This is a genomic window from Methylobacter sp. sgz302048, from assembly GCF_052162025.1.
In the GTDB taxonomy this organism is placed as follows: domain Bacteria; phylum Pseudomonadota; class Gammaproteobacteria; order Methylococcales; family Methylomonadaceae; genus Methylobacter.
Window position 1 is genome coordinate 1,421,919 of sequence record NZ_CP197401.1, and the last position, 25,507, is coordinate 1,447,425.

Annotated in this window: 21 protein-coding genes; 15 read left to right on the forward strand and 6 right to left on the reverse strand. The window is 54.4% G+C overall.

The window, feature by feature from the left end; all coding sequences use genetic code 11:
- Positions 1–587: 587 nt before the first annotated feature.
- A complete protein-coding gene (locus ACTNE6_RS06770; RefSeq protein ID WP_434483003.1) occupies positions 588–1,085 on the forward strand; it encodes a hypothetical protein in 498 nt (165 codons plus the stop codon).
- Positions 1,086–1,211: 126 nt separating this feature from the next.
- Here the strand turns inward: ACTNE6_RS06770 and ACTNE6_RS06775 are convergent, their stop codons facing one another.
- The 4 genes from ACTNE6_RS06775 to ACTNE6_RS06790 all read right to left on the reverse strand — a co-directional run bounded on the left by ACTNE6_RS06775 (position 1,212) and on the right by ACTNE6_RS06790 (position 8,682).
- Positions 1,212–2,324, reverse strand: a complete 1,113-nt coding sequence (locus tag ACTNE6_RS06775) for an anion permease (RefSeq protein ID WP_442499088.1) — start codon at positions 2,322–2,324, stop codon at positions 1,212–1,214.
- A 9-nt stretch (positions 2,325–2,333) separates the two neighbouring features.
- On the reverse strand, positions 2,334–2,963 hold the full coding sequence (locus ACTNE6_RS06780; protein WP_442499089.1) for a DUF47 domain-containing protein: 630 nt from the start codon (positions 2,961–2,963) through the stop codon (positions 2,334–2,336).
- A gap of 226 nt (positions 2,964–3,189) precedes the next feature.
- Positions 3,190–5,817, reverse strand: coding sequence for an MMPL family transporter (locus tag ACTNE6_RS06785; RefSeq protein ID WP_442499090.1), 2,628 nt, complete (start codon positions 5,815–5,817; stop codon positions 3,190–3,192).
- 39 nt (positions 5,818–5,856) lie between these two features.
- Positions 5,857–8,682 carry a calcium-translocating P-type ATPase, PMCA-type gene (locus ACTNE6_RS06790; RefSeq protein WP_442499091.1) on the reverse strand — a complete coding sequence of 942 codons (2,826 nt, stop codon included), beginning with the start codon at positions 8,680–8,682 and terminating at the stop codon, positions 5,857–5,859.
- Positions 8,683–8,995: 313 nt separating this feature from the next.
- Between ACTNE6_RS06790 and ACTNE6_RS06795 the strand changes: the two genes are divergently transcribed.
- Genes ACTNE6_RS06795 through ACTNE6_RS06805 form a run of 3 tightly spaced genes read left to right on the forward strand, consistent with a single transcriptional unit; the run spans position 8,996 to position 14,694 of the window.
- Positions 8,996–10,279 (forward strand): TolC family protein, encoded by a 1,284-nt coding sequence (locus ACTNE6_RS06795; protein WP_442499092.1) that lies wholly within the window; start codon positions 8,996–8,998, stop codon positions 10,277–10,279.
- Complete coding sequence (locus ACTNE6_RS06800) at positions 10,272–11,561, forward strand: efflux RND transporter periplasmic adaptor subunit (RefSeq protein ID WP_442499093.1); 1,290 nt, start codon at positions 10,272–10,274, stop codon at positions 11,559–11,561. The genes ACTNE6_RS06795 and ACTNE6_RS06800 overlap by 8 nt, the downstream gene beginning before the upstream one ends.
- Complete coding sequence (locus ACTNE6_RS06805) at positions 11,554–14,694, forward strand: efflux RND transporter permease subunit (RefSeq protein WP_442499094.1); 3,141 nt, start codon at positions 11,554–11,556, stop codon at positions 14,692–14,694. Before ACTNE6_RS06800 ends, ACTNE6_RS06805 begins: the two co-directional genes overlap by 8 nt.
- A gap of 115 nt (positions 14,695–14,809) precedes the next feature.
- Here the strand turns inward: ACTNE6_RS06805 and ACTNE6_RS06810 are convergent, their stop codons facing one another.
- Entirely contained in the window at positions 14,810–16,375 is a 1,566-nt protein-coding gene (locus ACTNE6_RS06810) for a sigma 54-interacting transcriptional regulator (RefSeq protein WP_442499095.1), read from the reverse strand.
- A 164-nt stretch (positions 16,376–16,539) separates the two neighbouring features.
- Between ACTNE6_RS06810 and ACTNE6_RS06815 the strand changes: the two genes are divergently transcribed.
- The 7 genes from ACTNE6_RS06815 (at position 16,540) to ACTNE6_RS06845 (ending at position 21,620) form a co-directional block, all read left to right on the forward strand.
- Positions 16,540–17,193, forward strand: coding sequence for a DUF938 domain-containing protein (locus ACTNE6_RS06815; protein ID WP_194972222.1), 654 nt, complete (start codon positions 16,540–16,542; stop codon positions 17,191–17,193).
- A 13-nt stretch (positions 17,194–17,206) separates the two neighbouring features.
- Positions 17,207–17,785 carry a beta-class carbonic anhydrase gene (locus ACTNE6_RS06820; protein ID WP_442499096.1) on the forward strand — a complete coding sequence of 193 codons (579 nt, stop codon included), beginning with the start codon at positions 17,207–17,209 and terminating at the stop codon, positions 17,783–17,785.
- The gene (locus ACTNE6_RS06825) at positions 17,782–18,516 is read left to right on the forward strand and encodes an SDR family NAD(P)-dependent oxidoreductase (protein WP_442499680.1); all 735 of its coding nucleotides are present in this window, start codon (positions 17,782–17,784) and stop codon (positions 18,514–18,516) included. The genes ACTNE6_RS06820 and ACTNE6_RS06825 overlap by 4 nt, the downstream gene beginning before the upstream one ends.
- 9 nt (positions 18,517–18,525) lie before the next feature.
- Positions 18,526–19,134: a DUF1326 domain-containing protein gene (locus ACTNE6_RS06830; RefSeq protein ID WP_442499097.1), complete on the forward strand. Its 609-nt coding sequence runs from the start codon at positions 18,526–18,528 to the stop codon at positions 19,132–19,134.
- A 4-nt stretch (positions 19,135–19,138) separates the two neighbouring features.
- Positions 19,139–19,894, forward strand: a complete 756-nt coding sequence (locus ACTNE6_RS06835) for a DUF2182 domain-containing protein (RefSeq protein WP_442499098.1) — start codon at positions 19,139–19,141, stop codon at positions 19,892–19,894.
- A 113-nt stretch (positions 19,895–20,007) separates the two neighbouring features.
- On the forward strand, positions 20,008–20,868 hold the full coding sequence (locus ACTNE6_RS06840) for a pirin family protein (RefSeq protein ID WP_442499099.1): 861 nt from the start codon (positions 20,008–20,010) through the stop codon (positions 20,866–20,868).
- Between the two features lie 125 nt (positions 20,869–20,993).
- Positions 20,994–21,620, forward strand: coding sequence for a hypothetical protein (locus tag ACTNE6_RS06845; protein WP_442499100.1), 627 nt, complete (start codon positions 20,994–20,996; stop codon positions 21,618–21,620).
- Positions 21,621–21,700: 80 nt separating this feature from the next.
- Here the strand turns inward: ACTNE6_RS06845 and ACTNE6_RS06850 are convergent, their stop codons facing one another.
- The gene (locus ACTNE6_RS06850; RefSeq protein WP_442499101.1) at positions 21,701–21,862 is read right to left on the reverse strand and encodes a hypothetical protein; all 162 of its coding nucleotides are present in this window, start codon (positions 21,860–21,862) and stop codon (positions 21,701–21,703) included.
- A gap of 430 nt (positions 21,863–22,292) precedes the next feature.
- Between ACTNE6_RS06850 and ACTNE6_RS06855 the strand changes: the two genes are divergently transcribed.
- From ACTNE6_RS06855 to ACTNE6_RS06870, 4 genes are all read left to right on the forward strand, one after another.
- Positions 22,293–22,676 carry a 4a-hydroxytetrahydrobiopterin dehydratase gene (locus ACTNE6_RS06855; protein ID WP_442499102.1) on the forward strand — a complete coding sequence of 128 codons (384 nt, stop codon included), beginning with the start codon at positions 22,293–22,295 and terminating at the stop codon, positions 22,674–22,676.
- Positions 22,677–22,742: 66 nt separating this feature from the next.
- A complete protein-coding gene (locus tag ACTNE6_RS06860; protein WP_194968908.1) occupies positions 22,743–22,949 on the forward strand; it encodes a DUF6494 family protein in 207 nt (68 codons plus the stop codon).
- 129 nt (positions 22,950–23,078) lie between these two features.
- Positions 23,079–23,714: a DUF6781 family protein gene (locus tag ACTNE6_RS06865; RefSeq protein WP_194968907.1), complete on the forward strand. Its 636-nt coding sequence runs from the start codon at positions 23,079–23,081 to the stop codon at positions 23,712–23,714.
- 15 nt (positions 23,715–23,729) lie between these two features.
- Positions 23,730–25,412 carry an ABC1 kinase family protein gene (locus ACTNE6_RS06870; RefSeq protein WP_194968906.1) on the forward strand — a complete coding sequence of 561 codons (1,683 nt, stop codon included), beginning with the start codon at positions 23,730–23,732 and terminating at the stop codon, positions 25,410–25,412.
- Positions 25,413–25,507 lie beyond the last annotated feature (95 nt).

Sequence of the window (25,507 nt, forward strand, 5' to 3'; positions counted from 1 at the left end):
GGTTCAGCCTTGGATCATACAGGCTCTCCCGGCGAAACGGGAGCCTACGCATACCGTACGAACTTATGAGGCGGATGAGGGAAACGGAGAGCGAAATCTACGCAGCAGGCTCGAAGCCTCAGGGTACGCCCGGCTTCTCCGCTTCCCGCCCGGTGATCAGCCGGGGATTTTATCCCTAATTGGGTAAAATCGAGATATAAGGGTACGCATCGCGTACCTTTTCTACTGGGCTTCTTGGAAATTTCGAATAACCGGGCCAATACCTGCTAAGTTAGACAGTAATGGTACGAATAGAAATCAAGCATAAAAAATGAATAATGGTTGCGAAGGTAATAGAACTTAACTTGGCGAAAAATAATTAGTTGGGGGTATATTTAGTCAGGTTGAGATGGGTTCAACAAAGCGCCGCCAGCTCGAAAGAACAATTGCTTGAAGAGATGTGTAAGTTCTTGAAGGAAATTAGCAAGTTTATAAAACTCAGCGTTGTAATGACTTAAAGCATAGGCAGGCTGGGTTGATAAAACCAGTCTACCGCATTTTTAAGCGGAAATCCGGCATAGGCGGTTGATTATCAGGAGTTTTCCCCTATGAAAATTTTACCGGTATGTTCAAAAAATGCGCGTGTCGTGTTAAGTGCCGTCGTGTTCTATATTCTTGGGCTGACATGGGAAAGCGCTCTGGCTGCGCCTACGGAGGCAATTATTACCAATGGAGTGACGAACCCCGTGCAGGTTCGGGATGTAACGGGTGTCGGTGTGCGTCCGTACCAGCACCAGGCGAGTATCGGAGATTCATCAACCTGTGCGCCACAGTGCCGATTGACTTTCCCTGCAGTGCCTGCCGGGCAACGGTTAGTCATTACTTATGTTTCTGCCCAGTTGGATGCGACGAGTTCGCCCGTTTTGGAAGGTGCAGACGAAACGCTTTTCCTCATTAGAACAGGCCCGGGAACGAATATTTCTTTACCGGTAACATTCTATTTCGAGCCTGGAGATGTGCCAGTCATCCGAATCTTTCAACAAAATAGTGCAGCACATACCTCTTTGATCGGTCTTCTCGTTGGGCACCTTGTTCCTGTTCAGTGACGGGTTGCAATTAAATTTAACCGGTAGCCAAAGCAGTCAGGGCGTGTTTGAGCCGGGGGATAAAATTTTAATTGCCTCGCGGGACGGGATCCCCGTCCCGCGAGCATATAGGAATCCGATTTTCCGTTAATGCAACAGAGACAACAAACTCACCATGCCCCAGGACAAACCGCCTGCCGCCGGGATCGTCAGAACCCAGGCCCAGACAATCCGTTCAATGATGGTGAGTTTAAGCGCGTGCGGATTCTTGGCGAAGCCCACGCCCATGATTGCGGTTGAAATGCTATGGGTAGTGGAAACGGGCATGCCAAAGTGGGCTGCGGTCAGCAGGATTGTCGCCGAACTGGTTTCTGCCGCGAAACCGTTGATCGGATGCAATTTCACCATTTTATGGCCAAGTGTCTTGATAATGCGCCAGCCGCCCACCGCAGTGCCCAACGCCATGACTATGGCGCAGGCAAATACAACCCAGGCATCGATATCTTTCTCCCCGCCATCCGGCCGCAGGAATTCTGCCCAGGCCGGCAATTGGTCAAGCGTACCAGTGCTATTGGCGGAAAAAATCGCCAGGGCAATAATACCCATGGTTTTTTGAGCATCATTAGTGCCGTGAGCAAACCCCATGTAACCGGCCGATAAAAGCTGGGCTTTCCCAAAGACAACGTTAATCCATTTCGGACGCGCCATGCGCGCCAAGGCCCCGCCCGCGGAATTCATGCCGCTGACGATAGCCATCAGGGCACCCATGATGATGACGCCTAAAGTAAAACCGGCAATGGGCGAACTGACCATAGGGACCAATACTTTCCAGAGCAAGCCTTTGTTCTCTGTCCAGACCGCCGCGGTTTTCGACCAGATCAACACGTCAAAATTATTGTGCCCTGCCGCAACCGCTGCCCCGCATAAGCCGCCGATCAAGGCATGGCTGGAAGAGGACGGCAGACCCAGCGCCCAGGTAATAAGATTCCAGATAATCGCGCCAGCCAGTGCGCAGATCAAAACTTCGGAGGTGATAGTCACCAGGCTGGTGTCGACCAATCCCGACGAAATGGTTTTCGCCACTGCCGTACCGGAAAACGCGCCGACCAGATTGGTGGCTGCGGCAAGAATGACCGCTTGTGTCGGCGTCAGTACTTTGGTGGCCACAACCGTGGCAATCGAGTTCGCGGTGTCGTGGAACCCGTTGATGAATTCAAAAATAAGCGCTGCCAGGATGACAAGCAAGAGCAGAGTCAGCATAGCAACCTTTTATGAATTTTTCAGAACGATGTGATAGATGACATTGCCGGCGTCACGGCAGCGGTCAATCGCTTTTTCCAGAATCTGAAACAAATCCTTTTTTACCAGATAGCGGATCGGATCGGTTTCATTGACATAGACATCCCGATATAAATCAAGAATTTGGCGATCAGCTTCGGCTTCAATGGCTTGCAGCTTATCGTTTAATTTTTTGGTTTGATCCAGATCCATCCCGCTACGCAACAGTTTGACCATTTGTTCCAGGACTTCGCAGGCCTGTTCCAGCATGGCGGCGCGGCTGGTGAAATCCACATCGCCAATGCGATCTATGGCTAATGTATAGCGTTCCGCGAACTTTTCCACGACTTTGGGGATTTTATAGAGGGCTCTGTTAAGGGCCTCAATGTCTTCACGATCGAGCACCGTCACAAACGTATTGACCAATTCTTCGCTGATCTGCGCGAACAAATCTTTTTCCCGGCGGCGAGCCTGTTTGAATTTTTCCAATGACTGTTGCGATGCCGGCGTACTTAGGAGTTCAATCAACGCCCTGGTGGACAAACGTGCGGATTCTGCACTGGCTTCGAGCAGGCCATAGAATTTATCGCCTTTGCCGAAGATGGTTTGCAATGAAAACATGTGTTTCTTTCCTGATTTTAAGCCATAAGGCATTTGTTAATTATTCCTTAATTATCGCATAACTTCTTTGTTAAATCTTGGAAGTTTTGGCTCAAAATGAGTGACCATGAACTTATAAGCTAGTGATTGGATTCATGTTTCATTTCTGGCATAAGTATCGGTAACCGATCCAACGGCTGGAGCGCCCTAGCCCGCGGCCCCGCTTACGCAGCATCAGTCAACCCGCTCAACTCTGTGTCTTATAAGCAAACGCCGGCAGTACAATGAGGGTGCAGAGAATGTTCAGCAGCAGCCCGATAGACAGCAGCTGTCCCATGCTGGCAAGGCCCAGGTGCGGCGTGAACGCCATACTGATCAGGCTGCACATCGTGGTCAGTTCGCTGAAGACCACACCTCTCGCCGTACCGGTTCTTAATACGCTGTCCTCGTGTTCGGGACTGCGTATGCGGCTCATGATGTTGATGCCGGCATCAACGCCCAGCCCGAACAGTATCGGTATGACGATGATATTGGCGAAGTTGAACGGATTGTCCATAAGCACCGTTGAGACGCCGGTCAGGATGGCCGTGGTTACCAGCGGCAGCAGAATCAATAGCGCATCCTTGGCGTTGCGCTGCGTGAACAGCAAAACCAGAATGATGGCCGCCACCGCGCTGGCCAGCGCCTGTTGAAAGGCTTTCACTATCGCTGTGCCCGATTCCAGATAAATGACCGGCAGGTCCGTAGCGTGAGGCGCTATCTGACGAACTTCCTTGATGAACGCTTTCAGGTTTTTTTCATCGTTGAGATCCTTGCTGGGCGTAACCTGGATTCTGTAAACGCCATCCTTGCTGAGCCAACGCTCGGCCAGATCGCGGGGCAGCGTATCGACCGTGACCAGGCCCGGGTTTAGCCCTTTCAGCAACGTGTTCATGGTTTGCGGCAGCGTGTCCAGCAGGCTGCGCTGCAATTTATCCAGCGTGGCCTTTTTTTCCGGTTCGGATTCGGATTTCAGCACGGCAATCAGCGACTCCACTTCCTGGAACAACAGGCGCAAGGTCGCCGCCAGCTGGCCGTCCGGTTTTGCCTTTAAATGCTGTTCGATGGCCTGCCTGAACTTTTCCAGCGCCGCCATGTTGTTCTCGATGCTGTCCTGATGCGGCGGCGGGAAAGAAGTCAGCTGGAGTCCCATAACCAAAGACAGGTCTTCGATGAGGGCCAGCTTGGCTTCCTGATCAGCGGGAATATAATCAAATATCGTGATCGCGTTTTCGACCGTTTCCAGCTGTTTCAGTTTCTCTGCCATGGCGAGCGCCTCGTCTTTATTTTTCGTCATGACCGTCAGGGTCATCGGGGAGGTATCTTTGGTTTTCAGCAACTCCCGGAACGTAACGACGGATTCGGACTTGGGATCGCGCAGATTGAGCGGATTGATATCGAACCGGGCCTGAGTCAGCAAGCCCAGCCCGACCACTATCAAGGCGGCTGTTGTCCACTTGACCAGGGTCGCATGTTCGATTGGAAAGCGGTAAACCCAGTCCGGGAACAGATGATCGGATTTTTTTTCTGCCGGCCCGGAATTCAGCGGGAACAGCTTCAGCATGGCCGGCAGCACTGTCAGCGTGATCAACAGGGAAATAAAAATGCCCGCGCCGGCGATGGCGCCCAGTTCGGAAACGCCGGTGTATTGGGTCGGGACGAAGGAAAAAAAGCCCGTCGCCCCCGTGATCGCGCATAGGGTGATGGGCGGGGCGACTCTGTGCACGGCTTCGGTCAGCGCTTGCCGCCGGGACAGGTTTTGCCGCAGCAGCTCCCGATAGCGCATGCATACCTGAACCGCATAGTCATCGCCGATGCCGATATATAAAGCCGCAAACGATATGGAGATGAGGTTCAGATTACCGAAGGCCAGCGTGGCGAAGCCGAAAGTCAGCGTCAAGCCCATGGTCAGGACGCTTAATGTAGCCAATGTCAACTTGAAAGAGCGGAAGCCGATCAGTAAAGACAGAAAGACCAGCAGGAACGAAAACGCCGAGGCCATTTCGGCGCTGTAAGTCACCGTGGCCAGTTCATCATGTTCCAGCACGACCTCGCCGGTCAGCCGTACATTGACGCCGGGAAAGGTTTGCTCGGCTTTATCCGCAATAGCCCGCACCGCCGCCAGCGGCTTCTCGGCCGGCATCAATTCGTTAAATTCCAGGTGCGGCTTGAGCAGTACAAAGCGCCGGGTGCTCAACAGATCATTGTCGTCGCCCATCATCATTTGCTGCCAGGACAACTGATAGGTCTTGCCTTCGATCGCGGCCCGGATCGCCAGGCGTACTTTATCCAGCATGGGATTCAGGTCAACCGGCAGTTCATGCGCTTCCTCGGTGAGAGCCTGCCCGAGAATGAGCCATAGCTCTTTCAGACTGTTGTCCTTGGAGAGCGCGCCGATAAAGGGCTGGGCTTCCGTCATTTTGCCGGCCAGATCTTGGACTTCTTTAAGATCCGGGTAGAGCAGGCCATGCCGGTCGAAAAACTCCCCTGATCCGGGGATGTAAACCGATTGTATCTGTTTTTCACGGCTGAACTGCGCCCCGAGATAATCCAGCGCTTGAGTGGCCTGTTCCGGCGTCTTGGCATCGACAACGACCAGGATCGCCTGATCATCCTGCGGAAAGGTCTTGATGAAGCGTTCCCGATCTTTTTGAAACTGCAGATCTTTCGACAGTATGTCGGTCGTATCGGCATCGACGCCCATATGCCTGGCCGTATAATACAGGCTGAATCCGCAGAGCAGCAGGACCAGCAGTATCAGCGTTTTCGGATAACGCAATAAGCGGCTATCCAGGTTGGTAATAAACTGACCATAAACTTCGGTAACTTTTTTCATACAGTACCTTCGTTTTTATTGTCGGGGCAGAATCAAGGGCTACTTTTCTGTCTTAAGCCATTTGACTATGAACTGCAAGAATTTGCGCAATTCCTCAAATACCAAAACGGACGAAGCAATGGCAAAGGCAAGGAGCCAGTCTGCCGGTTTCAACGCCGTGGTATGGAAAACAGCCTGAGCCGGGGACCAATGCACGGCCAGTACCTGCAGCAGCACAACGCCGAAAAGGGCAAGCCAGAGCATGCGGTTAGTAAAGAAATGCCGGTTGAACGTCGTGGTCCTTTCGGCGCGCGCGTTGAACACGTTGAACACCTGAAACAGCACAAACGTCGTGAAAGCCAGTGTCGCGGCATAGCCGGCCGGGTTGCTTTGCAGGCCGTAATAAAGAATGGTCAATGTGCCGACCGCCATGGTCAGACCGTAAGTGAACAGATTGCCCAGACGCCGCCAGGACAGGATGGGCGCGTTTGGATCGCGCGGCGCCTCAGTCATGCTGCCCGGCCGAGCGGGATCGATGCCGAGAGCCATGGCCGGCGGCCCGTCCATGATGATATTGATCCACAGCAATTGCACGGCCGTAAACGGAGACGGCAGATTCAGCAGCGGGGCGCTGGCTACGGTCAGGATGGCGCCGATATTGGTCGAAAGCTGGAAGCGGACGAATTTGATCATGTTGTCGTAAATGCCGCGCCCTTCCTTGACCGCTTTGACGATCGTGGCGAAATTGTCATCGGTCAGCACCATCGTGGCCGCTTCCTTGGCGACGTCGGTGCCGGTGACGCCCATGGCGATGCCGATGTCGGCGCTTTTCAGGGCCGGCGTATCGTTGACGCCGTCGCCGGTCATGGCGACGACATGGCCGTCGGCCTTCAGGGCTTTGACGATGCGGACTTTCTGCTCCGGCGCCGTGCGCGCGAAAACGCCGATCTTATCAATGTGTCTGGCCAATGCTTCATCGTCCAGGTCAGCCAGTTCCAAGCCCTCGACCACATCGCCTGTCAGGCCCAGCTCCTGAGCGATGGCCTTGGCCGTCACTCTTTGGTCGCCCGTGATCATCTTGACTTCGATGCCGGCCTGCCGGCACAGGGCGATCGCATCGCGGGCTTCGGGTCTGGGCGGGTCCATCAGGCCGATCAGTGCGATAAAGGTCAGCTCCGTCATGTAATGGAACAGGTCGTGATCCCCAGCAAACCGGTCGGTCGGCAGCGTTCTTTCGGCTACGGCCAATACGCGCAGGCCTGTAGCTGCCATGGTCTTGTTGACGGCCAGCAGCTCGTCTTTACGGAGCGGGGCGGGTTTGCCTTCGGTATCGAGTACCGCAGTGCAGCGGTTCAGAATGACTTCAGGAGCGCCTTTAACAAACACCTTGACGTGGTCGCCATCGCGATGAAAGGTCGCCATGAATCTATGCTCGGCATCGAAAGGCAGTTCGACCAGACGCGGCAGTTGGGCGAGCGCCTCTTTTTGGCCGATGCCGCCCTTGGCAGCCAATGCCAGTAGGGCGCCTTCCATCGGATCGCCGACGACCTGACCGTCGTGCAGATGACTGTTATTGCACAGCGCCAGCGGCAGCAGCAGGTTCGACAGATTCCCGTTATGGCCGGCTTCGGCCGAAATCGTGCCGTCAAGATCATAGCCTTCGCCGCTTATAGAGTAATTCCGGCCCTGATAAAAGACCGACCGCGCCGTCATCTGGTTGACGGTCAGCGTGCCGGTTTTGTCGGTGCAGATCACGGTTGTGCAGCCCAGCGTTTCGACGGCCGCAAGGCGCTTGATGATCGCGCGCTGCCGGGCCAGACGATGCATGCCCAGCGCCAGCGTGACGGTGACAACGGCCGGCAGCCCTTCCGGTATGGCGGCCACGGCCAGCGCAATGGCCGTAAATGCGGTTTCTATCAGCGGCTCGCCGCGCCACAATGCGCTCACGAACAGGCCGATAATCACGAGCAACGCTATCAGCGCCAGCCGTTTGCCCAGGCCGTCCAGTTGTATTTGCAGCGGCGTTTCGCCGTCTTCGGCCTGTGCGAGCAATCCCGCCAGCCGGCCGATTTCGGTGTCCATGCCGGTCGCGGTCACGACCATTTCGGCGCGGCCGCGCGTGACGGCATTGTTCATGTAGACCATGTTGTTGCGTTCAGCCAGCGGTAAATGCTCGGGCAGCGGCTGGGTCTGCTTGGCAACCGGTATCGATTCGCCGGTCAGCGAAGATTCATCAATCTCCAGCGTGTGGGCTGAGATGATGCGGCCATCGGCCGGGATTTTATCGCCGGCGTCGAGAATCACGATATCGCCCGGTACGAGCTGCTCCACCGGCAGATCCCGGTTACGGCCGTCGCGGCGGACTTCGGCATGCAGTGCCAGCATTTTTTTCAGTGCCGCCAGTGATTGTTCGGCCTGAAATTCCTGATAGAAGCCCAGGAAGGCATTGATGATGACCACCACCAGAATCACTGCGCCGTCCGTGATATCGCCGACGGCCGCGGCCAGCAGGGCGGCGGCGATCAGTACCACGATCAGAAAGCTCTTGAACTGCGACAAAAGCAGCAACCAGGCAGGTTTGGGCGGTTTTTCAGCAAGCTTGTTGGGATCGTAACGCTTCAGCCGCTCTGCCGCCTCGGTCTGGCTGAGTCCTTCGGTCTGAACCGAGGCCAGCTCCTGCAGCGCCTGCTCAGCGCTCATGCCGTGCCAGGCAGGCGCCTCGCCGCTTGGCGCAGGCGCTTTGGCTACGCTCCGGTAACGCCGCCGGCTGTAGATGAACAGGATTCCGGCAATCAAGATAAAAAGGGCGGCCACAATGGCCCAGACCGGCGTCGGCTGGCTCAGCACATCGCTGAGCAAGAACATGACTTTATCGAACGAAATCATTCGGATCCTTGTTATTCTTTTTGATGAAGGTGATTTACAACAAAGATTGGATGACAGGAGTCGGGGAAACGTTCCGGAATAGCGCAGGAAGCCGAACCAGACAACGGCAGGCTGATTGGGCAACTCCTTATTTCGAAGCCGCTGATGCCGGGCGGGCTTGCGCCATTTCAGCATTGTAGGCTGAGCTGTGAAACCCAGCATTTCCAAGTCACTTATGCCGGGTTTCTGCTAAAGCTTTAAACCAGCCTACGAGGGCTTGCGTCACTTCAGTTAAATCAGTACATTGCCCTAACGGATTTATTGCGAGGATATTATGCCGTCCACCCTATTCAAGCCTATCGCCTTAGTCGCGCTCTTGTTGATCGGCGGAATGGCCGGTGCCCAGGAGCCGGCCGTTCTGACGCTGGAAGCTGCGGCCGAACTGGCCGTCCGGGATAATCCCGATCTGGCGCAGATGCTGGCCCGCGCCAGGGCGATGGCGGACATTCCCTCGCAGGCCGGCACCTTGCCGGACCCCGAGCTCAGCTTCAGCGCCATGAGTCTGCCCGTAGACAACTTCGATACCCGGCAGGAGGACATGACCCAGCTTCTGGTCGGCATTACGCAGGCGATTCCATTCCCGGGCAAACTGGCCCTGCGCGAACAGGCGGCCGCCTACGAAGCGGCCGCGGCAGCGCATAACGCGGCGGAAGTGCGCCGGCGCCTGCTCAGCGACGTCAAGATCACCTGGTGGCTGATCTTCTATCTGGACCGAGCACTCGGCATCGTCGATAACAACCAGTCCCTGCTGCATCAGTTCGTCGATATCGCCCGGACCAAATACGAAGTCGGCGAAGGCTTGCAGCAGGATGTTCTGCTGGCCCAGCTGGAATTGTCCAAGCTGCTCGACCAGAAAATAAACCTGGCCGCATTGCGGCGCAATGCGGTGGCCAAGCTGAATGCGCTGCTGGACAGACCGGCCAACGGCGATCTTAAACTGCCGGCTGATGTTGCGATGCAGCTGCCGACCGTGTTGCCGGAAGATAAGCTTTATGCGCAGGCCGAAGCGTCGAGAGCCATGCTGGAAGGCGGACGCCAGGATATCAATGCCGCGCAGTCGCGGCTGGAGCTGGCAAAAAAGGATTATCTGCCCGATTTCATGGTCGATGCGTCCTATGGTGCGCGCGATGACACCCTGGCCGGCGACCGGCGCTCGGATTTATTGAGCCTGGGCGTGCGTGTCAATGTGCCGATCTTCGCGGCTCAGAAACAAGCCAAGGCTGTCGATCAGCGTACCAGCGAACTGATGCAGCAGAAATATGCGCTGCAGGATCAATGGAACAATGTCCGTTCGCAGATCTCGCAAAGCTACAGCGATTATCGGCGCGCCAGGGAGCAGTTCGTGCTGTTTGAAACCGGCATTGTGCCGCAGGCGCAGCAGACCGTCGCTTCCATGCTGAGCGGTTACCAGGTTAACAAAGTGGATTTTCTTAACCTGGTGCGCAGCCAGATCACGCTGTTCGATTACCAAACCCAATACTGGAAGGCTTTTACCGAGGCCAATCAGTCATTGGCCCAATTAAGCGCCGCCGTCGGCAGTGATGAGATTTATGAATAAACAGACAGTCATAATCGCTATTTTAATGCTGGTGCTGGGCGCCGGCAGCGGCTATTGGCTGGCGAGCCGGCAAATGGTTCACGAACAGCCGGCTGTCGCGCCGGCAGCGCCTAAAAAGCCGCTGTTTTACCGCAACCCGATGAATCCGGATGTGACCTCGCCAGTGCCGGCCAAGGACAGCATGGGCATGGATTATGTTCCGGTCTATGCCGAGGACGAGGAAGCTGCCGAAAAACCGGGTACCGTCAAAATCGACCCTGCGACGACGCAGGACATCGGCGTACGCACCGCCAAAGCAAGCCGGCAAACGCTGTCGCAGGGAATCCGTGCGGTAGGGCGTGTGGCTTATGATGAAGAGCGCATTGTACGCCTGCACCCGAAAACGGAAGGCTGGATCGAGAAGATGTCGGTCGATAAGACCGGCCAGTGGGTCAAGAAAAATACCGATCTGCTGAGCATTTATTCGCCGCAGCTGGTGGCCAGCCAGCAGGAATACGTGCTGGCCTTGAAGAATCTCGAAGTCCTGAAGCAAAGCCCGATAGCAGAGATCCGGCGCGGCGCCGAGGAACTGGTCAACAGTTCGCGCGAACGCCTGAAACTGCTGGATGTGCCGGAGCATCAGCTGCACGATCTGACGCATACGCATGAAATCAAAAAGAGCCTGCACATCCACACGCCGGCGGCCGGCATCGTGATCGAGATCGGCGCGCGTGAAGGCCAGTACGTTACGCCGGCCACGCAACTGTATATGATCGCCGACCTCAGCAAAGTCTGGGTGTATGCCGATATTTACGAATACGAACTGCCCTGGGTCAAAGTGGGCGATCCGGTCGAAATGCGGCTGGCCGGCATACCCGGCAAGGTTTTCAAGGGTCATCTGGCGTTCATCTATCCGTATGCCGAGGCCAAAACGCGCACGATCAAAGTGCGGCTGGTTTTTGACAATGCCGAGCTGCTGCTGAAGCCGGATATGTTCGCCGAAGTCACGATTCAGGCCGGCAGGCGGCAGGAGGCCTTGGTCATTCCGGCCGAGGCCGTGGTTCGTTCCAGCGCCGGCGACCGGGTTTTCGTCGTGAAAGGTGCTGGCCGGTTTGAGCCGCGCACAGTCAGGCTGGGGCTGGCCTCCAACGGCCTCGTCGAAATACGCGAGGGCCTGGCCGAGGGCGAAGCCGTCGTGACATCGGCGCAGTTCCTGATCGATTCCGAGTCCAATCTGCGCGAAGCGACGGGCAAGATGATGGTGCCCGAGCCATCACAACAGACACCGCATCAGCATGATTAGCCGCGTCATCAGCCTGTCGCTGTGCAACCGCCTCATGGTGCTGATCGCGGCCGTGATCCTGGCGACGGCAGGGATCTGGTCGTACCGGCACATGCCGCTCGATGCGATCCCGGACCTGTCCGACGTGCAGGTGATCGTGTTCACGGATTATGCCGACCAGGCGCCGCAGGTCGTCGAGGATCAGGTCACGTACCCGCTGACGACGGCCATGCTGGCCGTGCCGCATGCCAAGGTCGTGCGCGGCTATTCCTTCTTCGGCCTGTCGTTCGTCTATATTATTTTCGAAGACGGCACGGATATTTATTGGGCCCGGTCGCGGGTGCTGGAATACCTGAATTATGTACGGGAACGATTGCCGCAGGGCGTGACGCCGACGCTGGGGCCCGATGCCACCGGCGTTGGCTGGATTTACGAATACGCGCTGGTCGACAGGAGCGGCCGCCATGACCTGGCGCAGCTTCGCTCGATTCAGGACTGGTATCTGCGCTATCCGCTGCAGACCGTGCCCGGCGTTGCCGAGGTCGCGTCGGTGGGCGGTTTCGTCAAGCAGTATCAGGTCGAAGTCGACCCCAACGCACTGCAGGCTTACCAGATTCCGCTGTCGACCGTCGTCACGGCCATCAAGCGCTCCAACAACGACGTCGGCGGCCGCTTGCTGGAAATGGGCGAGACCGAGTATATGGTCAGGGGGCTGGGCTATATCAAGTCGATCGCCGACCTGAAAACCATCCCGGTCGGCGTCGACGCCAACGGCACGCCCGTGCGCCTGCAGGATGTCGCGCGCATCCAGATCGGCCCGGAATTGCGGCGCGGCCTCGTGGAGTTGAACGGCGAGGGCGAAGTCGCGGCCGGCGTCGTCATCATGCGTTTCGGCGAGAATGCGCTGGCGACCATTGAAGGCGTGCGCGCCAAACTCGAGGAACTCAAGAAAGGGCTGCCCGAAGGCGTCGAGATTGTCAGTGTTTATGACCGCGGCAGCCTGATAGAACGCGCCGTCGATACGCTCAATGAAGCCCTGGGCCAGGAGTTGATCATCGTCTGTCTCGTGATCGCGCTGTTCCTGTTGCACTTGCGCTCGTCGCTGGTCATCATCGTCAGCCTGCCGCTCGGGATTCTGGCCGCGTTCATCATCATGCGCTGGCAGGGCCTGAACGCCAATATCATGTCGCTGGGCGGCATCGCGATCGCGATAGGCGATATGGTTGACGGCGCCATCGTCATGGTCGAGAATGCGCACAAGCATCTGGCCGATGCGGCTCACAGAAAGCAGGGCGAACTGACTGCGCGCGAACGCTGGCAGGCCATCGGCAACGCCGCGCTCGAGGTCGGCCCGGCGCTGTTCTTCTCGCTGCTGATCATTACCGTCTCATTCATCCCGATTTTCGCGATGGAAGCCCAGGAAGGGCGGCTGTTCAGCCCGCTGGCGTTTACCAAATCCTATGCGATGGCGGCCGCGGCGATACTGACCGTTACGCTCGTGCCGGTGCTGATGGGCTATTTCATCCGCGGCCGGATCATTCCCGAGCATAAAAATCCGGCCAACCGTTTTCTGCATTTTCTGCACGCGCCGGTCCTGAGGCTGGCGATGCGCTGGCGCGGCCTGACGATCCTGCTGGTTGTGCTGTTGATGGTGACGACGCTGTATCCGTTGTCGCGGATCGGCAGCGAATTCATGCCGCCGCTCGATGAAGGCGACATCCTGTATATGCCGACCACGTTTCCGGGCATTTCAATCACCAAGGCGCGCGAGCTGCTGCAACAAACCGACAAGATCCTGAAGACTTTTCCCGAAGTCGAGCGCGTGTTCGGCAAAGTAGGGCGCGCCGAGACGGCCACCGATTCGGCGCCGCTGATGATGATCGAGACGACGATCCAGCTGAAGCCCAAAGACCAGTGGCCCGATGCTGGCAAAACGACCCGGCAGTTGATGGACGAGATGAACAAGGCTATCAATTTCCCGGGCATGGCCAATGCCTGGACCATGCCGATTAAGAACCGCATCGACATGCTGTCGACCGGCATCAAAACGCCGGTCGGCATCAAAGTGTCGGGACCTGATCTGAACGTTCTGCAATCGTTATCCCAGCAGATCGAGCAGCTCATGAAGACGCTGCCCGAAACACTGTCGGCTTACGGCGACCGCGTGGTCGGCGGCTATTTTCTGGATTTCGACATCAACCGCGAGGCGGCAGCCCGTTACGGCCTGACTGTCGGCGATGTGCAGGATGTGATCCAGAGCGCGATCGGCGGCATGAATATCACCGAAACCGTGGAGGGACTGGAGCGTTATCCGGTCAACGTGCGCTATCCGCGCGATCTACGCGACAATATCGGTGCTTTGCGGCGCGTGCTGGTGCCGACGCCGGCAGGCGCCCAGATACCGCTGGCGCTGGTGGCCGACTTGACGCTCAGGCGCGGCACCGACGTCATTAAAAGCGAGGGCGCGCGGCCCAATGCCTGGGTCTATGTCGATATTACGACATCCGATATCGGCGGCTTTGTGAACCGTGCCAAACAGACGCTGGCAGACAATCTGCAGATTCCGGCCGGCTATACCGTGAGCTGGTCCGGTCAGTTCGAGTATATGGAGCGCGCTGCGGAGCGTCTGCAGGTTGTCGTGCCGGTCACGCTGTTGCTGATTTTTCTGTTGCTGTATTTCACCTTCCGCAATTTCGTCGAGCCTCTGCTGGTTATGCTGACGATCCCGTTCGGCCTGATCGGCGGCATCTGGCTGATTTTTATCCAGGGATACAATCTATCGGTTGCGGTTTATGTCGGCTTTATCGCGCTGGCCGGCACGGCCGCCGAAACCGGCATCATGGTGCTGAGTTTCATCGATATGGAGATAGAGCGCCTGCGCGCGCTGAAACAAGCGCCGCTGACGGCCGCCGAAATCAGGAATGCCGCCGAAACCGCGACGGCTCTGCGTGTGCGTCCTGTGTCCATTACCGCGATCTGCAATATTGTCGGCCTGATCCCGATCATGTGGGCGACGGGCAGCGGCGCCGATGTCACGCAGCGCATCGCCGCGCCGGTGCTGGGCGGTATGCTGAGCGTGCTGATGCTGAGCCTGCTGGTGTTTCCGGTGCTGTACAGTCTGGTGTTGCAGTATCAGGAAAGGCGAGTTGCATGAATTAAGTGTAGGCTGGGTTGGAGCTTTGCAGAAACCCGGCATGAGCGGCCGAAATGCTGGGTTTATCAGCTTACAGCGTTTCTTTGCGGTGAAAATCCGATATGCAAAACAGCAATCAAGTTTTCAGATTCCGGAACTCAGCCAGATTAATCTCGTATTTTTTCAGCTTGCCGTAGACGGCGCGCGAAGTGATGCCCATGCTCTCGGCGATTTTGTTGACATCGCCCTGATGGGTTTTTAGCGCTGTTTCCAGATAGGCTTGCTCGACCCGGGACAGGGCGCTTTCTTTGAGATTTTTCCAGTCCTCGGCGGAGTTGGCCGTGGCCGGAACCGCCAGATCCAGTGTGGTGATTTCTTTGCCTTTGGTAAACAACAGGCTGCGTTCGAGAATGTTTTCCAGTTCGCGGACATTGCCCGGCCAGGGGTAGGTGCGGATTTTCTGCATGACTTCGCGGCTGACCGATTCAACTTGCCTATTGTATTTTTTGTTCAGACGCTGAATGATCAATTGCACCAGGTAGGGCAGGTCCTCTGGGCGCTCGGCCAGAGGCGGAATGCCGAGACGGACCACGTTGATGCGGAAGTACAGGTCATGACGGAACTGGCCCTGCCTGACCAGCTCTTCCAGATCCTGGTTGGTTGCCGAAATGATGCGCAGGTCGACTGCCAGGGTTTGCTTGCCGCCGACCCGTTCCAGCTCGCCTTCCTGAAGCACGCGCAACAGACGGGTTTGCGCGGCCGGCGACAGGGAATCGACTTCATCGAGAAACAGCGTGCCGCCCTCGGCGCGTTCGAAATAGCCCTGATGAATTTCCACGGCGCCGGTAAAAGCGCCTTTCTCGTGCCCGAACAATGCGCTTTCGATCAGGCTTTCGGGGATGGCGCCGCAATTGATCGGAATGAACGGTTTCTGGCTGCGATCGCTCATGGCATGGATGGCGCGCGCGATCAGTTCCTTGCCGACGCCGGTCTGGCCTTCGATCAGTACCGTGGCCAGCGTCGGCGCAATCACTTCAATGGATTGCAGGACTTTCTGCATGGCCGGCGATTTGGCGACGATGGCCGGCGGCTGATGCTTTTTGGCGGTCGGCTTGGCCTGCTTGCGCCAGATTTGCAGCATGCTTTCTTCGATACGCTCCTGCAGGTCATCGATATCCCGCTTTTCCCTGATGGGCGTCGTATCGGTGTATTCAATGCCGGGACGATCCTTGCCGGCATCGCGGTTGGTATAAACGCAAACCTCGCAGCCGCCGTGATTGCGGGCGATGCATTTTTTGATCTCGACTTTGGCGTAGCCGAAGTTTCTGGCCGCAATGCCGCCGAATACGCTCGATGTCATGCCGCATAATTCCGGAACATTGGTCACGCGGTCGCCGAAAGGACAGCAGGAATTGGTGACGGTAATACAGTCCTGGTTGCTCGAAGCCAGTGAAAACCGTCCGCCGATATTGTTCTTGAGCCCCAGAATCAGTTCTATGTAGCTTTCCCTGTCGAGCAGGCTGTTTTTGCCGGTATCGTTGCGGTAGGTTTCCTCGAAAAAGCAGCCGGCCGTTCGGGCGATGTGTTCGATCAGTTGCTCGCAGTGCTTTTGCCCCAGTTGCTCGCTGGCATGCATCAATTCCAGGATAAAGGTCTGCAGGAAAAAAACAGGAGTTAGGTCGGAAAGAGAGTTACTGCTCATGAGACTGCTCTGTGAAATGAATTTTCACACATTGAAGCATGGCTTCGCTAATTAGGTAAAGTAAAAATTTAACTTATTGTATTTAAAAGAAAATATTACTTAAATTTACTGGCATGGAGATTGCTGTTTATTGATCGCACCTTAAAACTAATGAGTATTTAACTATGAATCAGCAAAAACCACCTTTAGATCCGCATCCTTTAAGTGAATATGTCGCCTGGGCCGGCGGCCGTAACCGTGAGCCGATTTTGGGCGTATTGAAGGAAAAACTGCCCAAAGATACGGGCCGCGTACTGGAGATGGCCAGCGGCAGCGGCATGCATATCAATTATTTCGCGCCGCATTTCGAGCATTTGCATTTTCATCCGTCCGACAAGGACCAAAGCGTTTTTGACAATATCAAACAATTGTCGATTGATCACAGCAACGACAATATTGCCGATCCGGTTCATCTGGATTTGACGGATCCGACTACCTGGTTTAATCCCGGTATGCCAGAGTCATTCTCGGCCATTTTCTGTATCAATATTTTCCAGGTTGCGCCGATTTCTATCGCTGACGGCATGATGGAATGCGCTTCCCATTTACTCAATGACAACGGTTTTCTGTTGATCTACGGACCTTTCCGGGTGGAAGGCGAGTTTACGACCGAGTCCAACAGAGAGTTCCATGACACGCTGAGTTCCGCCGGCGTCTCCGAATGGGGGCTTAAAGACATCGCTGACCTGAAAAAGGCGGCCGAAAAGCATGGTCTGGAGCTAAAGGAAAAAATCGATATGCCGGCCAACAATTTCTCGCTGATATTCGGCAGAAAGTAACTGAGGTATTTTTATGAGCAAAATACTCAATGAAGTAATGGCGGCCAACCGCGACTATGCGGCTGGATTTGATAAAGGCGATCTGCCGATGCCGCCGGGCCGGCATTTTGCGATTCTGACCTGCATGGATGCGCGCCTGGACCCGGCCAAATATGCCGGGCTTTCCGAAGGCGATGCGCATGTCATCCGCAATGCCGGCGGCAGGGCCAGCGATGATGCGATCCGCTCGCTGGTGATTTCCTACAAACTGCTCGGCACGCGCGAATGGTTTGTCATTCACCACAGCGATTGCGGCATGGAGACCTTTACCGACGAGATCATGCGCGATCTGCTGAGCAGCAGCCTGAAAACCGCCTCCATCGATGCGAACGGCTGGCATGACTGCTGCGAAGGTCCGGGTTCGGCAGAAGGCAAGTATATCGACTGGCTGACCATTAAAGACCAGGCACAAAGCGTGCTCGAAGATGTCATACGCATTAAGTCGCATCCTTTGGTTCCGTCCGATATTCCGGTTTACGGCTATATTTATGACGTGAAATCGGGGAAATTAATCGAAGTGCCTGAGGCAACCGAAGCGGGAAGAGTAAAATAGTGCAGCCATGTTCAGCCGTTATTATTGGTGTTGGTCCAGAGCGCGGACTCGGCGCGACACTCGCCAGATATTTCGCCACAAAAGGCTTGCACGTTTTTATCGCCGGCCGTAGCGAGGATAAGCTGCGGCAGGTCGCCGACGCGATCCGGCAAAAGGGGGGCTCGGTTACTTGCGTGATAGCCGATGCCACTGTCGGACGCGATGTCGGGCATTTATTCGAAACGGTTCAGCGGGAAGGCTTTCAGGTCGATATTGCTGCCTATAATGTGGACAGCAATATTCCGGCGCCTTTGCTGGAAACCGATGAGGAAACCTTTACCAGACTCTGGCAGCAGAACTGCCTGGGCGCATTCCTGTTCGGTAAAGCCGCCGTGAATGCCATGAAGGACAGGAACCAGGGCACGCTGTTCTTTACCGGCGCGACGGCTTCACTGCGGGCCAAGCCGCCGTTTACGGCTTTTGCCTGCGCCAAAGCCGGCGTACGGGCCTTGGCTCAGGGCATGGCACGGGAATTCGGGCCGCAGGGCATCCATGTTGTGCATGCCGTCATCGACGGCGTCATCGACGGCGACCGCGCCCGGCAGCAATTTCCGGATTACGTCAAGGCCAAGGGCAAGGAGGGTCTGTTGCAGCTGGAAGCGATTGCTCAGACTTACTGGGCTGTTCATGAGCAGCATCCGAGCGCATGGACGCACGAGCTGGATCTGCGCCCGTTCAAAGAACCGTTTTAGGAGAGTGTTATGCCGCAAACGAAAAACTGGTCCTTGCAAGGCGATTATTTTGAAACCTGCAACTGTAAAACGGCCTGTCCCTGTGTCTGGCTGCAACCGCCCAGCGAGGGCGATTGCAAGCTGCTGGTGGCCTGGCATATCGACCAGGGGCATCTGGACGAGCAATCGCTGGATGGACTGAATGTCGCGCTGGCCTGCTATGCGCCGGGACTGATGATAGACGGCGGCTGGCAGGCGGCTTTGTATGTCGATGAACGCGCAAGCGACATTCAGTTCGATGCAATCGTGCAGATTTTCAGCGGCCAGAGGGGCGGTCATCCGGCTGTTCTGACCAGCTTTGTCGGCGAGATGCTGGGCGTCAAAAAAGTGAAAATCGATTATCAGGGGCAGGGCGTCAGCCGGCAGCTGACCATTCCCGGCATCGCCCAGGCCGAGATTGAAAGCATCGCGGGCATATCCGGCGGCCCGGCAACGATCAACAATCCGCCTTTGTGCGTGGTGACGAGCCATCCGTCCATTGTCAGCCGGTCAAAGCATTATCGTTATCAGGATTATGACAAGGACTGGACGTTTTCCGAGCGCAACGGTTATTTCTCGGCATTTACCTACACACCTTAGCAGTTTGTTTAAAGCCCAAATACCTATTCTGGCGGCTTTACTGGCGGTGATTCTTGTCGCCTGGGGCTGGCTCTTCTATCAGCACTGGCAGATGGTCTCACTGCCGATGTCGCAGATGTGGATGCCGCCTTCCAATACGGCGGCCTGGCGCGTTGCGGACTTTGCGCTGGTTTACAGCATGTGGGCGGTCATGATGGCGGCCATGATGCTGCCGTCCGCCATTCCCATGATCCTGGCTTTTCATCGTGTTTGCCGGCAGCGTACGATAAAACACTATCGGCTCAGTTATCTGTTTACTTTGGCTTATTTAATGATCTGGTTTCTGTTCAGCAGCGTCCTGACACTGCTGCAATGGCAGTTTCATGGTTGGTCCTGGCTGTCGCCGATGATGGACAACCAAAGCACTGTACTGGCGGTCGGCGTTTTGTTCCTGGCCGGCATTTACCAGTTTCTGCCGATAAAAAACGCCTGCCTGACGCATTGCAAGTCCCCGATGGGCTTTCTGTTGAATGAATGGCGCGAAGGCGTTTCAGGCGCCCTGATCATGGGGCTCAGGCATGGGGCGACCTGCCTGGGTTGCTGCTGGGCGCAGATGCTGGTCATGTTCGCCGTCGGCGTTATGAATCTGCCGGCCATGGCGCTGATTACCCTGCTGGTTATTGCCGAGAAATGGCTGCCCGTCGAGTCGGCCGTCATCTGTAAAGCGGGTGGGGGGATCTTTATACTCTGGGGCGCTTTGCTGTGGACATTTCAGAGCTGATCATGGTTGGCCGGCTGCCGGAACAAAAGTTGAGGCCCACAGTCTACGCGTAAACAGCGGCAATCCCTGGAAGAATTGCCCTCAGACCGGTAATGACTGAAAAGGCCAATGTCATGACAAAAAAGACGCGAAAACTTGCAGATATTATTACCGCATTCGGCACATCCGACGGCAGCGGCGTCAAGCTCAAGCGCTGCATAAGCCGTAGACGGCAGGATCTGCTCGATCCGTTCATCCTGCTGGATGAATTTTGCACCGATAATCCTGACGATTATATCGGCGGCTTTCCCGAACATCCGCACCGGGGCTTTGAGACGGTCACGTATATGCTGGCAGGCGCGATGCGCCATCGCGATCACATGGGTAATGAAGGCCATTTGAAGCCTGGCTCTGTACAGTGGATGACGGCGGCTCACGGCGTTATCCATTCTGAAATGCCCGAGCAGGAACAGGGCCGGCTGCACGGCTTTCAGTTATGGATTAACCTGCCGGCCAGCGAAAAGATGAAACCGCCGCACTACCAGGAATTCGGCGCTGAAATGATTCCGGTGGTGCCGCTTGCTGATGGCGCCTATGTCAAAGTGATCGCCGGAGAGTTTATATCGGACTCCGGAAAGGTAACAGGGCCGGTAACAGGTGTTGCCACCCGTCCGCTTTATTTCGACGTCCTGCTGACTGAAGGTCAAGATATTCATATCCCTGTGGATGAACAGCAGACTGTCTTGATTTATGTTTATGAGGGTGATCTTAATGTCGGCGATTCGGACAATTCGTTGACAGAAGGTCAACTTGGATTGCTGACGCCGGGCACCGATATTGAATTGAAGACGCGCGGTTACGATTGCCGGTTTTTAGTATTGGCTGCCAGCCCGATCGGGGAACCTGTTGTTCAATCCGGCCCTTTTGTCATGAATACGCATGAAGAAATTGAACAGGCTTTTCGCGATTATCGTGACGGTAGGTTAACGCTCTAAAAAGCCAAGCAATTTATCAAAGCTATTTGATTAAATAGCTCATCTATATTTTATCTTAAATGTTCCTTAAATATTATAATATGACGGATTACTCGTCGCCTCTAACAATAACAAAAGGAGAAATAATGAAGGCAAGCGTAAAAATTTTGACAGGTATGCTATTTATTATGCTGGCCGCATGTGCAACTAAAGAAGTCAAAGAGGAGAAAGAGGGCGAGACGCCTGCAACCACCGAAACACCAGCCGTGCCTGAAAGCACAGTTGATATGTCCGGTCAAAATCCGCCGCTTACCATCGTCAAAGACGATAAAACCCTGAAACTGGTCAGAATCATGGACGGTGGTATCTGCAAAAATGATTTTCAAGGCGTTAAAGGCGTGTTCCTGGTCTATGCAGATGCCGACGACATAGAACGTATCAAGCACGAGAAAGGTCCGAAAGTCTTCGCTGACTTCGAAAATAAAATACAGACCTTCTCAATCAATGCTTTGGATGAAGCTGTTCAGGCTACTAATCTCGCCGAAGATCCTTTTTCCCTGGGAGAGGATGATGCGCAGCGGAAACTGGCCACACAACTGACTAAAAATTTCCGGAGTGCTGTGACAGCTCCCGTCGATGCATTTCAAGAAGAAACAACATTAAATATAGATGTTGTTCCGTTCCCGCCGTCGCTTATTTTTTATCAGAAAGGTTGCGGAGCCAGTCAGCTTGAGCCGGAAACGGAAGGTCCGGGAGGGGCGGAAGGTCAATGAGGCTTAAGATTTGCTTCTTAGCCTCATCGGAATCTCGATATCAGGCAGGCAGCCTGATTATTTCAGGAAAAGACCTGTTCTTATACGCCCTCATCCTGCTTCTCGGGCAAGGGCAGGCGGTTAAGAGGTCGAATCTTGGTATGTTTTAAAGATGAAGATAGTTCTTTGATCAGAAAATGCAGCATCAGTGTGCTGATGCTGATCAGTAAGTTGACAAAATTTATCAGTTTATTATTAAACATAAAGCCGTCCTTTATTGCTTAAACTGAAGTTAACTTGTTTTTTGCTAAAGTTAACATTGAACGGACGCTATTGTTTCTGATAGATCAAAATGGTGCAATTGGGCCGATTACCTAGGTTTTTGTTAATGCAACGAAAATAGGTAAAAATCACTCAAATGATTCTGCGGTTTGCTTGGCCCGATAGTTCTCCGGATTTAATTGCTGGTTTGTTTTTTAACTTTGGTTTATAACCTGAAATCGATAACTGATGTTACGCATGAATCGACTATGTGCTGTTTTAGTATGCCGTGTAGATGCGAATTCATTCGCACTTTATTAATGCACATATCTCGGGAAAGCGCTTCGGGTCGAATACCCACAAGGGGCACAAGTGAATTCGACCCTACAGTTGCGTAACATCAGTTAATAATCAAATAGAGAGGAGACTATCATGGGCTGGAGAGAACGCAAACAAGAAGAAACTTATTCCGATGCCGAAGTAGAAGCGCGACTGAAAGAAGAGTTGCCGCAGTGGTATCTTGAAAACGGCTGGATTCGCCGCAAATACAAAACCAGCGGCTGGAAAGCGACGTTGATGGTTGTGAATACTATCGGGCATCTGGCCGAGGCAGCTTTTCATCATCCCGATCTCAGCGTTTCCTATGCCTTTGTGATCGTTAAATTAATGAATCATGAAGCTAAAGGTATTACCAATAAGGATTTTGAACTGGCCAGAAAGATCGAGGAAGTGATAGGCTGGCAGCCGGGCAAGGAAGGCGGTGCTTTGCAAGGCACGCCTGACGATCCGCGATTCAAATATATCAAATACGATTAAACGCGGCTTACAGAATAATCCGTCAACGAAGTATATAATTTCGCAGTTTGATCCACGGAGGTCGAAATGAACGAAGATACTTTTAATATGGAAATCAGGAAATATCTCAAGAAAGTCGGCGTGTCATCGCAGCGGGAAATTGAGCATGCTGTCGCCCAGGCAATTCAAGCCGGAAAACTGGATGGATCAGAGACGCTCGATGTCTCGATGACGCTTAATATTCCTGCCATAGACCTGACTTACAATATCAAGGGCGGGATAGAACTGGAGTAGGTGTTTTTTCCGATGAGCAGGGATAGAAGCCTGCATGAGTTGTATTTACATCACTATGAACCCTAGCGCGTCTTCACTTTCTAAAAAATAAAAGGGTATTTTAATTTTACAGGCGTTTGGAGAACGGCTATGACTGAATTCAATCAGCAAGAAGATGTACAAGAGGCAGTCCGCGACGCGGTCGATTCGGGTTCCGATATTTACCAGCGGGTTAAGGATATTACCCTGAAAGCGCTGACGGCACGGCAACTGGATATGGATAATATTACCAAAGTGGCTGATGCTGTCGCTAAAGGTATTGGCGATGCCATAGGAAGTCAGGGCGAACACTCCAGAGAGGCTTTCACGCAGGCCGTCTCGGCCTTGGATGATGCTTTGGCGAAAGCCGCGGAAGCCTCGAAACTGGCTATTCAGGAAGCGGCTTCTAAGGTTAGCGACTATTCTCATTATGATTTTAACAAGGCCGCTGACGATATACAGCAACTGGAAACGATGTTTCTGGATACGGTGAAGAAAATTGCCAAAGACAGTAATCAAATTGTTGCCGACATCGTCAATGATTTTACGACGCACGCGCGACAAAGCGGAACGGCGGTCGGCGAGCAGGCCTCCATCGCCATGGACGCGCTGAAGGATTTGCCGAAGTTCAGCACAGGCTCGCTTATATCGAGCGCGATGGCGGCAACTTCCGCATTAGCCGAGATTGGCGGCGGCATTTTGGCAGGTATCGCTGAAAGCTTGCGTTCATCGCAAGCCAAAAAATAAATGCCGGCGTAATACATGCTATGGCAAATGTTAAGCGCTGCCAGGGATCTGGGCCGCGCTCAGGATATAGCAACCATACTGATACGTTATGGATTCGGCAGCTTTGTGCGCGTCCTGGGCATGGGGCAGGCGCTGGAGAAAGCCGGAAGAGTGCTGCATTGGCAGTATGTGGAAGAATATGTCAGGCTCGATACGCCGCAACGCGTCAGACGCGTGCTCGAGGATTTGGGGCCCACGTATATCAAGCTGGGGCAGATTATGGCTACCCGTGTCGACGTATTCCCACCCGCTTACATCGCAGAGTTTGAGAAGCTTCAGGATCAGGCGCCCCCCATCCCATTTGAAGAATTGCTGCCACAGATTGAAGAAGATATCGGAGGCGGCATTGACGAGGCTTTTGCCTATGTTGACAGGCAACCGCTGGCAGCCGCATCCATAGCACAGGTTCATAAAGCCCTTCTCAAGGATGGAACCCCGGTTATTTTAAAGGTTCGCCGGCCCGGTTTGCGCAAAATCATCGAAGCCGATTTGCGGCTTTTGCAACGCATTGTAGATATTGCCGAGTCCGAAGAGCCGGAGCTTCGGCGTTTTCATCCGCGAAATATCCTGCGTCAGTTCAACCAGTCCTTGCGCCGGGAACTCGATCTTGCCAGCGAGGGCAGAAATTCGGAACAGGTCGCTCTCAATTTAAGCAATGATCCGAATATCAGGATTCCCCAGGTTTATTGGCAGTGGACCTGCGAGAGACTGAATGTCCAGGAATACATTGAAGGCATACCCGGCAGGGATCTGGAGTCCTTGGAGAGAGACGGACTTGACAGAAAACTGCTGGCTGATCGCGGCGCGAAGGCCGTCATGCAAATGATCATGGAAGACGGCTTTTTTCATGCCGATCCGCATCCGGGCAATGTGTTTTACCTACGCGACAATAAACTGGCCTTCATCGATTTCGGCATGATCGGCCGTTTAACCGAAGAGCGCAGGGAGCAGGTAGTCAGTTTATTGTACGGTATGGTCAACCATGCGCCTGCCAGGGTGGTTGAGATTCTTGAAGATTGGTCGGACAATCCGACGGTGGATGAACAGGCGCTTACCGTGGAGATAGAAGCGTTTGTCGATCAGTACAGTTCGCTTGCGGTCAAGGATCTGAGCCTGACGGATATGATGACCGACCTGATGGCGTTGCTAAGGGATCATAACCTGATTCTGCCGGCGGATCTGGCCCTGCTGATCAAGGCTTATATTACGCTGGACGGCCTCGGCAGACACCTTAATCCTGAGTTCAATACGCTGGTTTTCGCGGCGCCCTACCTTCAGGAAATCATGATGGACCGCTACAGGCCGGAAGCCATCACCAGGCGCGGCTGGCGGAATCTGGTCAGTTTTGCCGATATGGTATCCAATTTGCCAAAAGATATGCGCAAACTGCTGCATGCTTCGCGCAAAGGCTCTTTCCAGGTCGATATCAACATCAAACATTTCGACTATTACGTTAATAAGAACGATAATGCCATGAGCCGGTTAACCATGGGCATCATAACCGCCGCGCTGATTATCGGCTCCTCCATTATCACGACGATAGAAAGAGGCCCTTATATATTTGGTATTCAGGCCTTCGCGTTTCTCGGCTTTACATGTGCGACTCTGGGATTTTTCTGGGTGTTGGTTTCTATCTGGCAAAGCAACCATAGACGCTGATACTTGCTCATTGGCTTGATGAATGTAGGTATTGGGACTTATTTTCCCTTACTCGGGAAAGGGTAACAATGCCCGTATCCAAGAATTAACTCCAG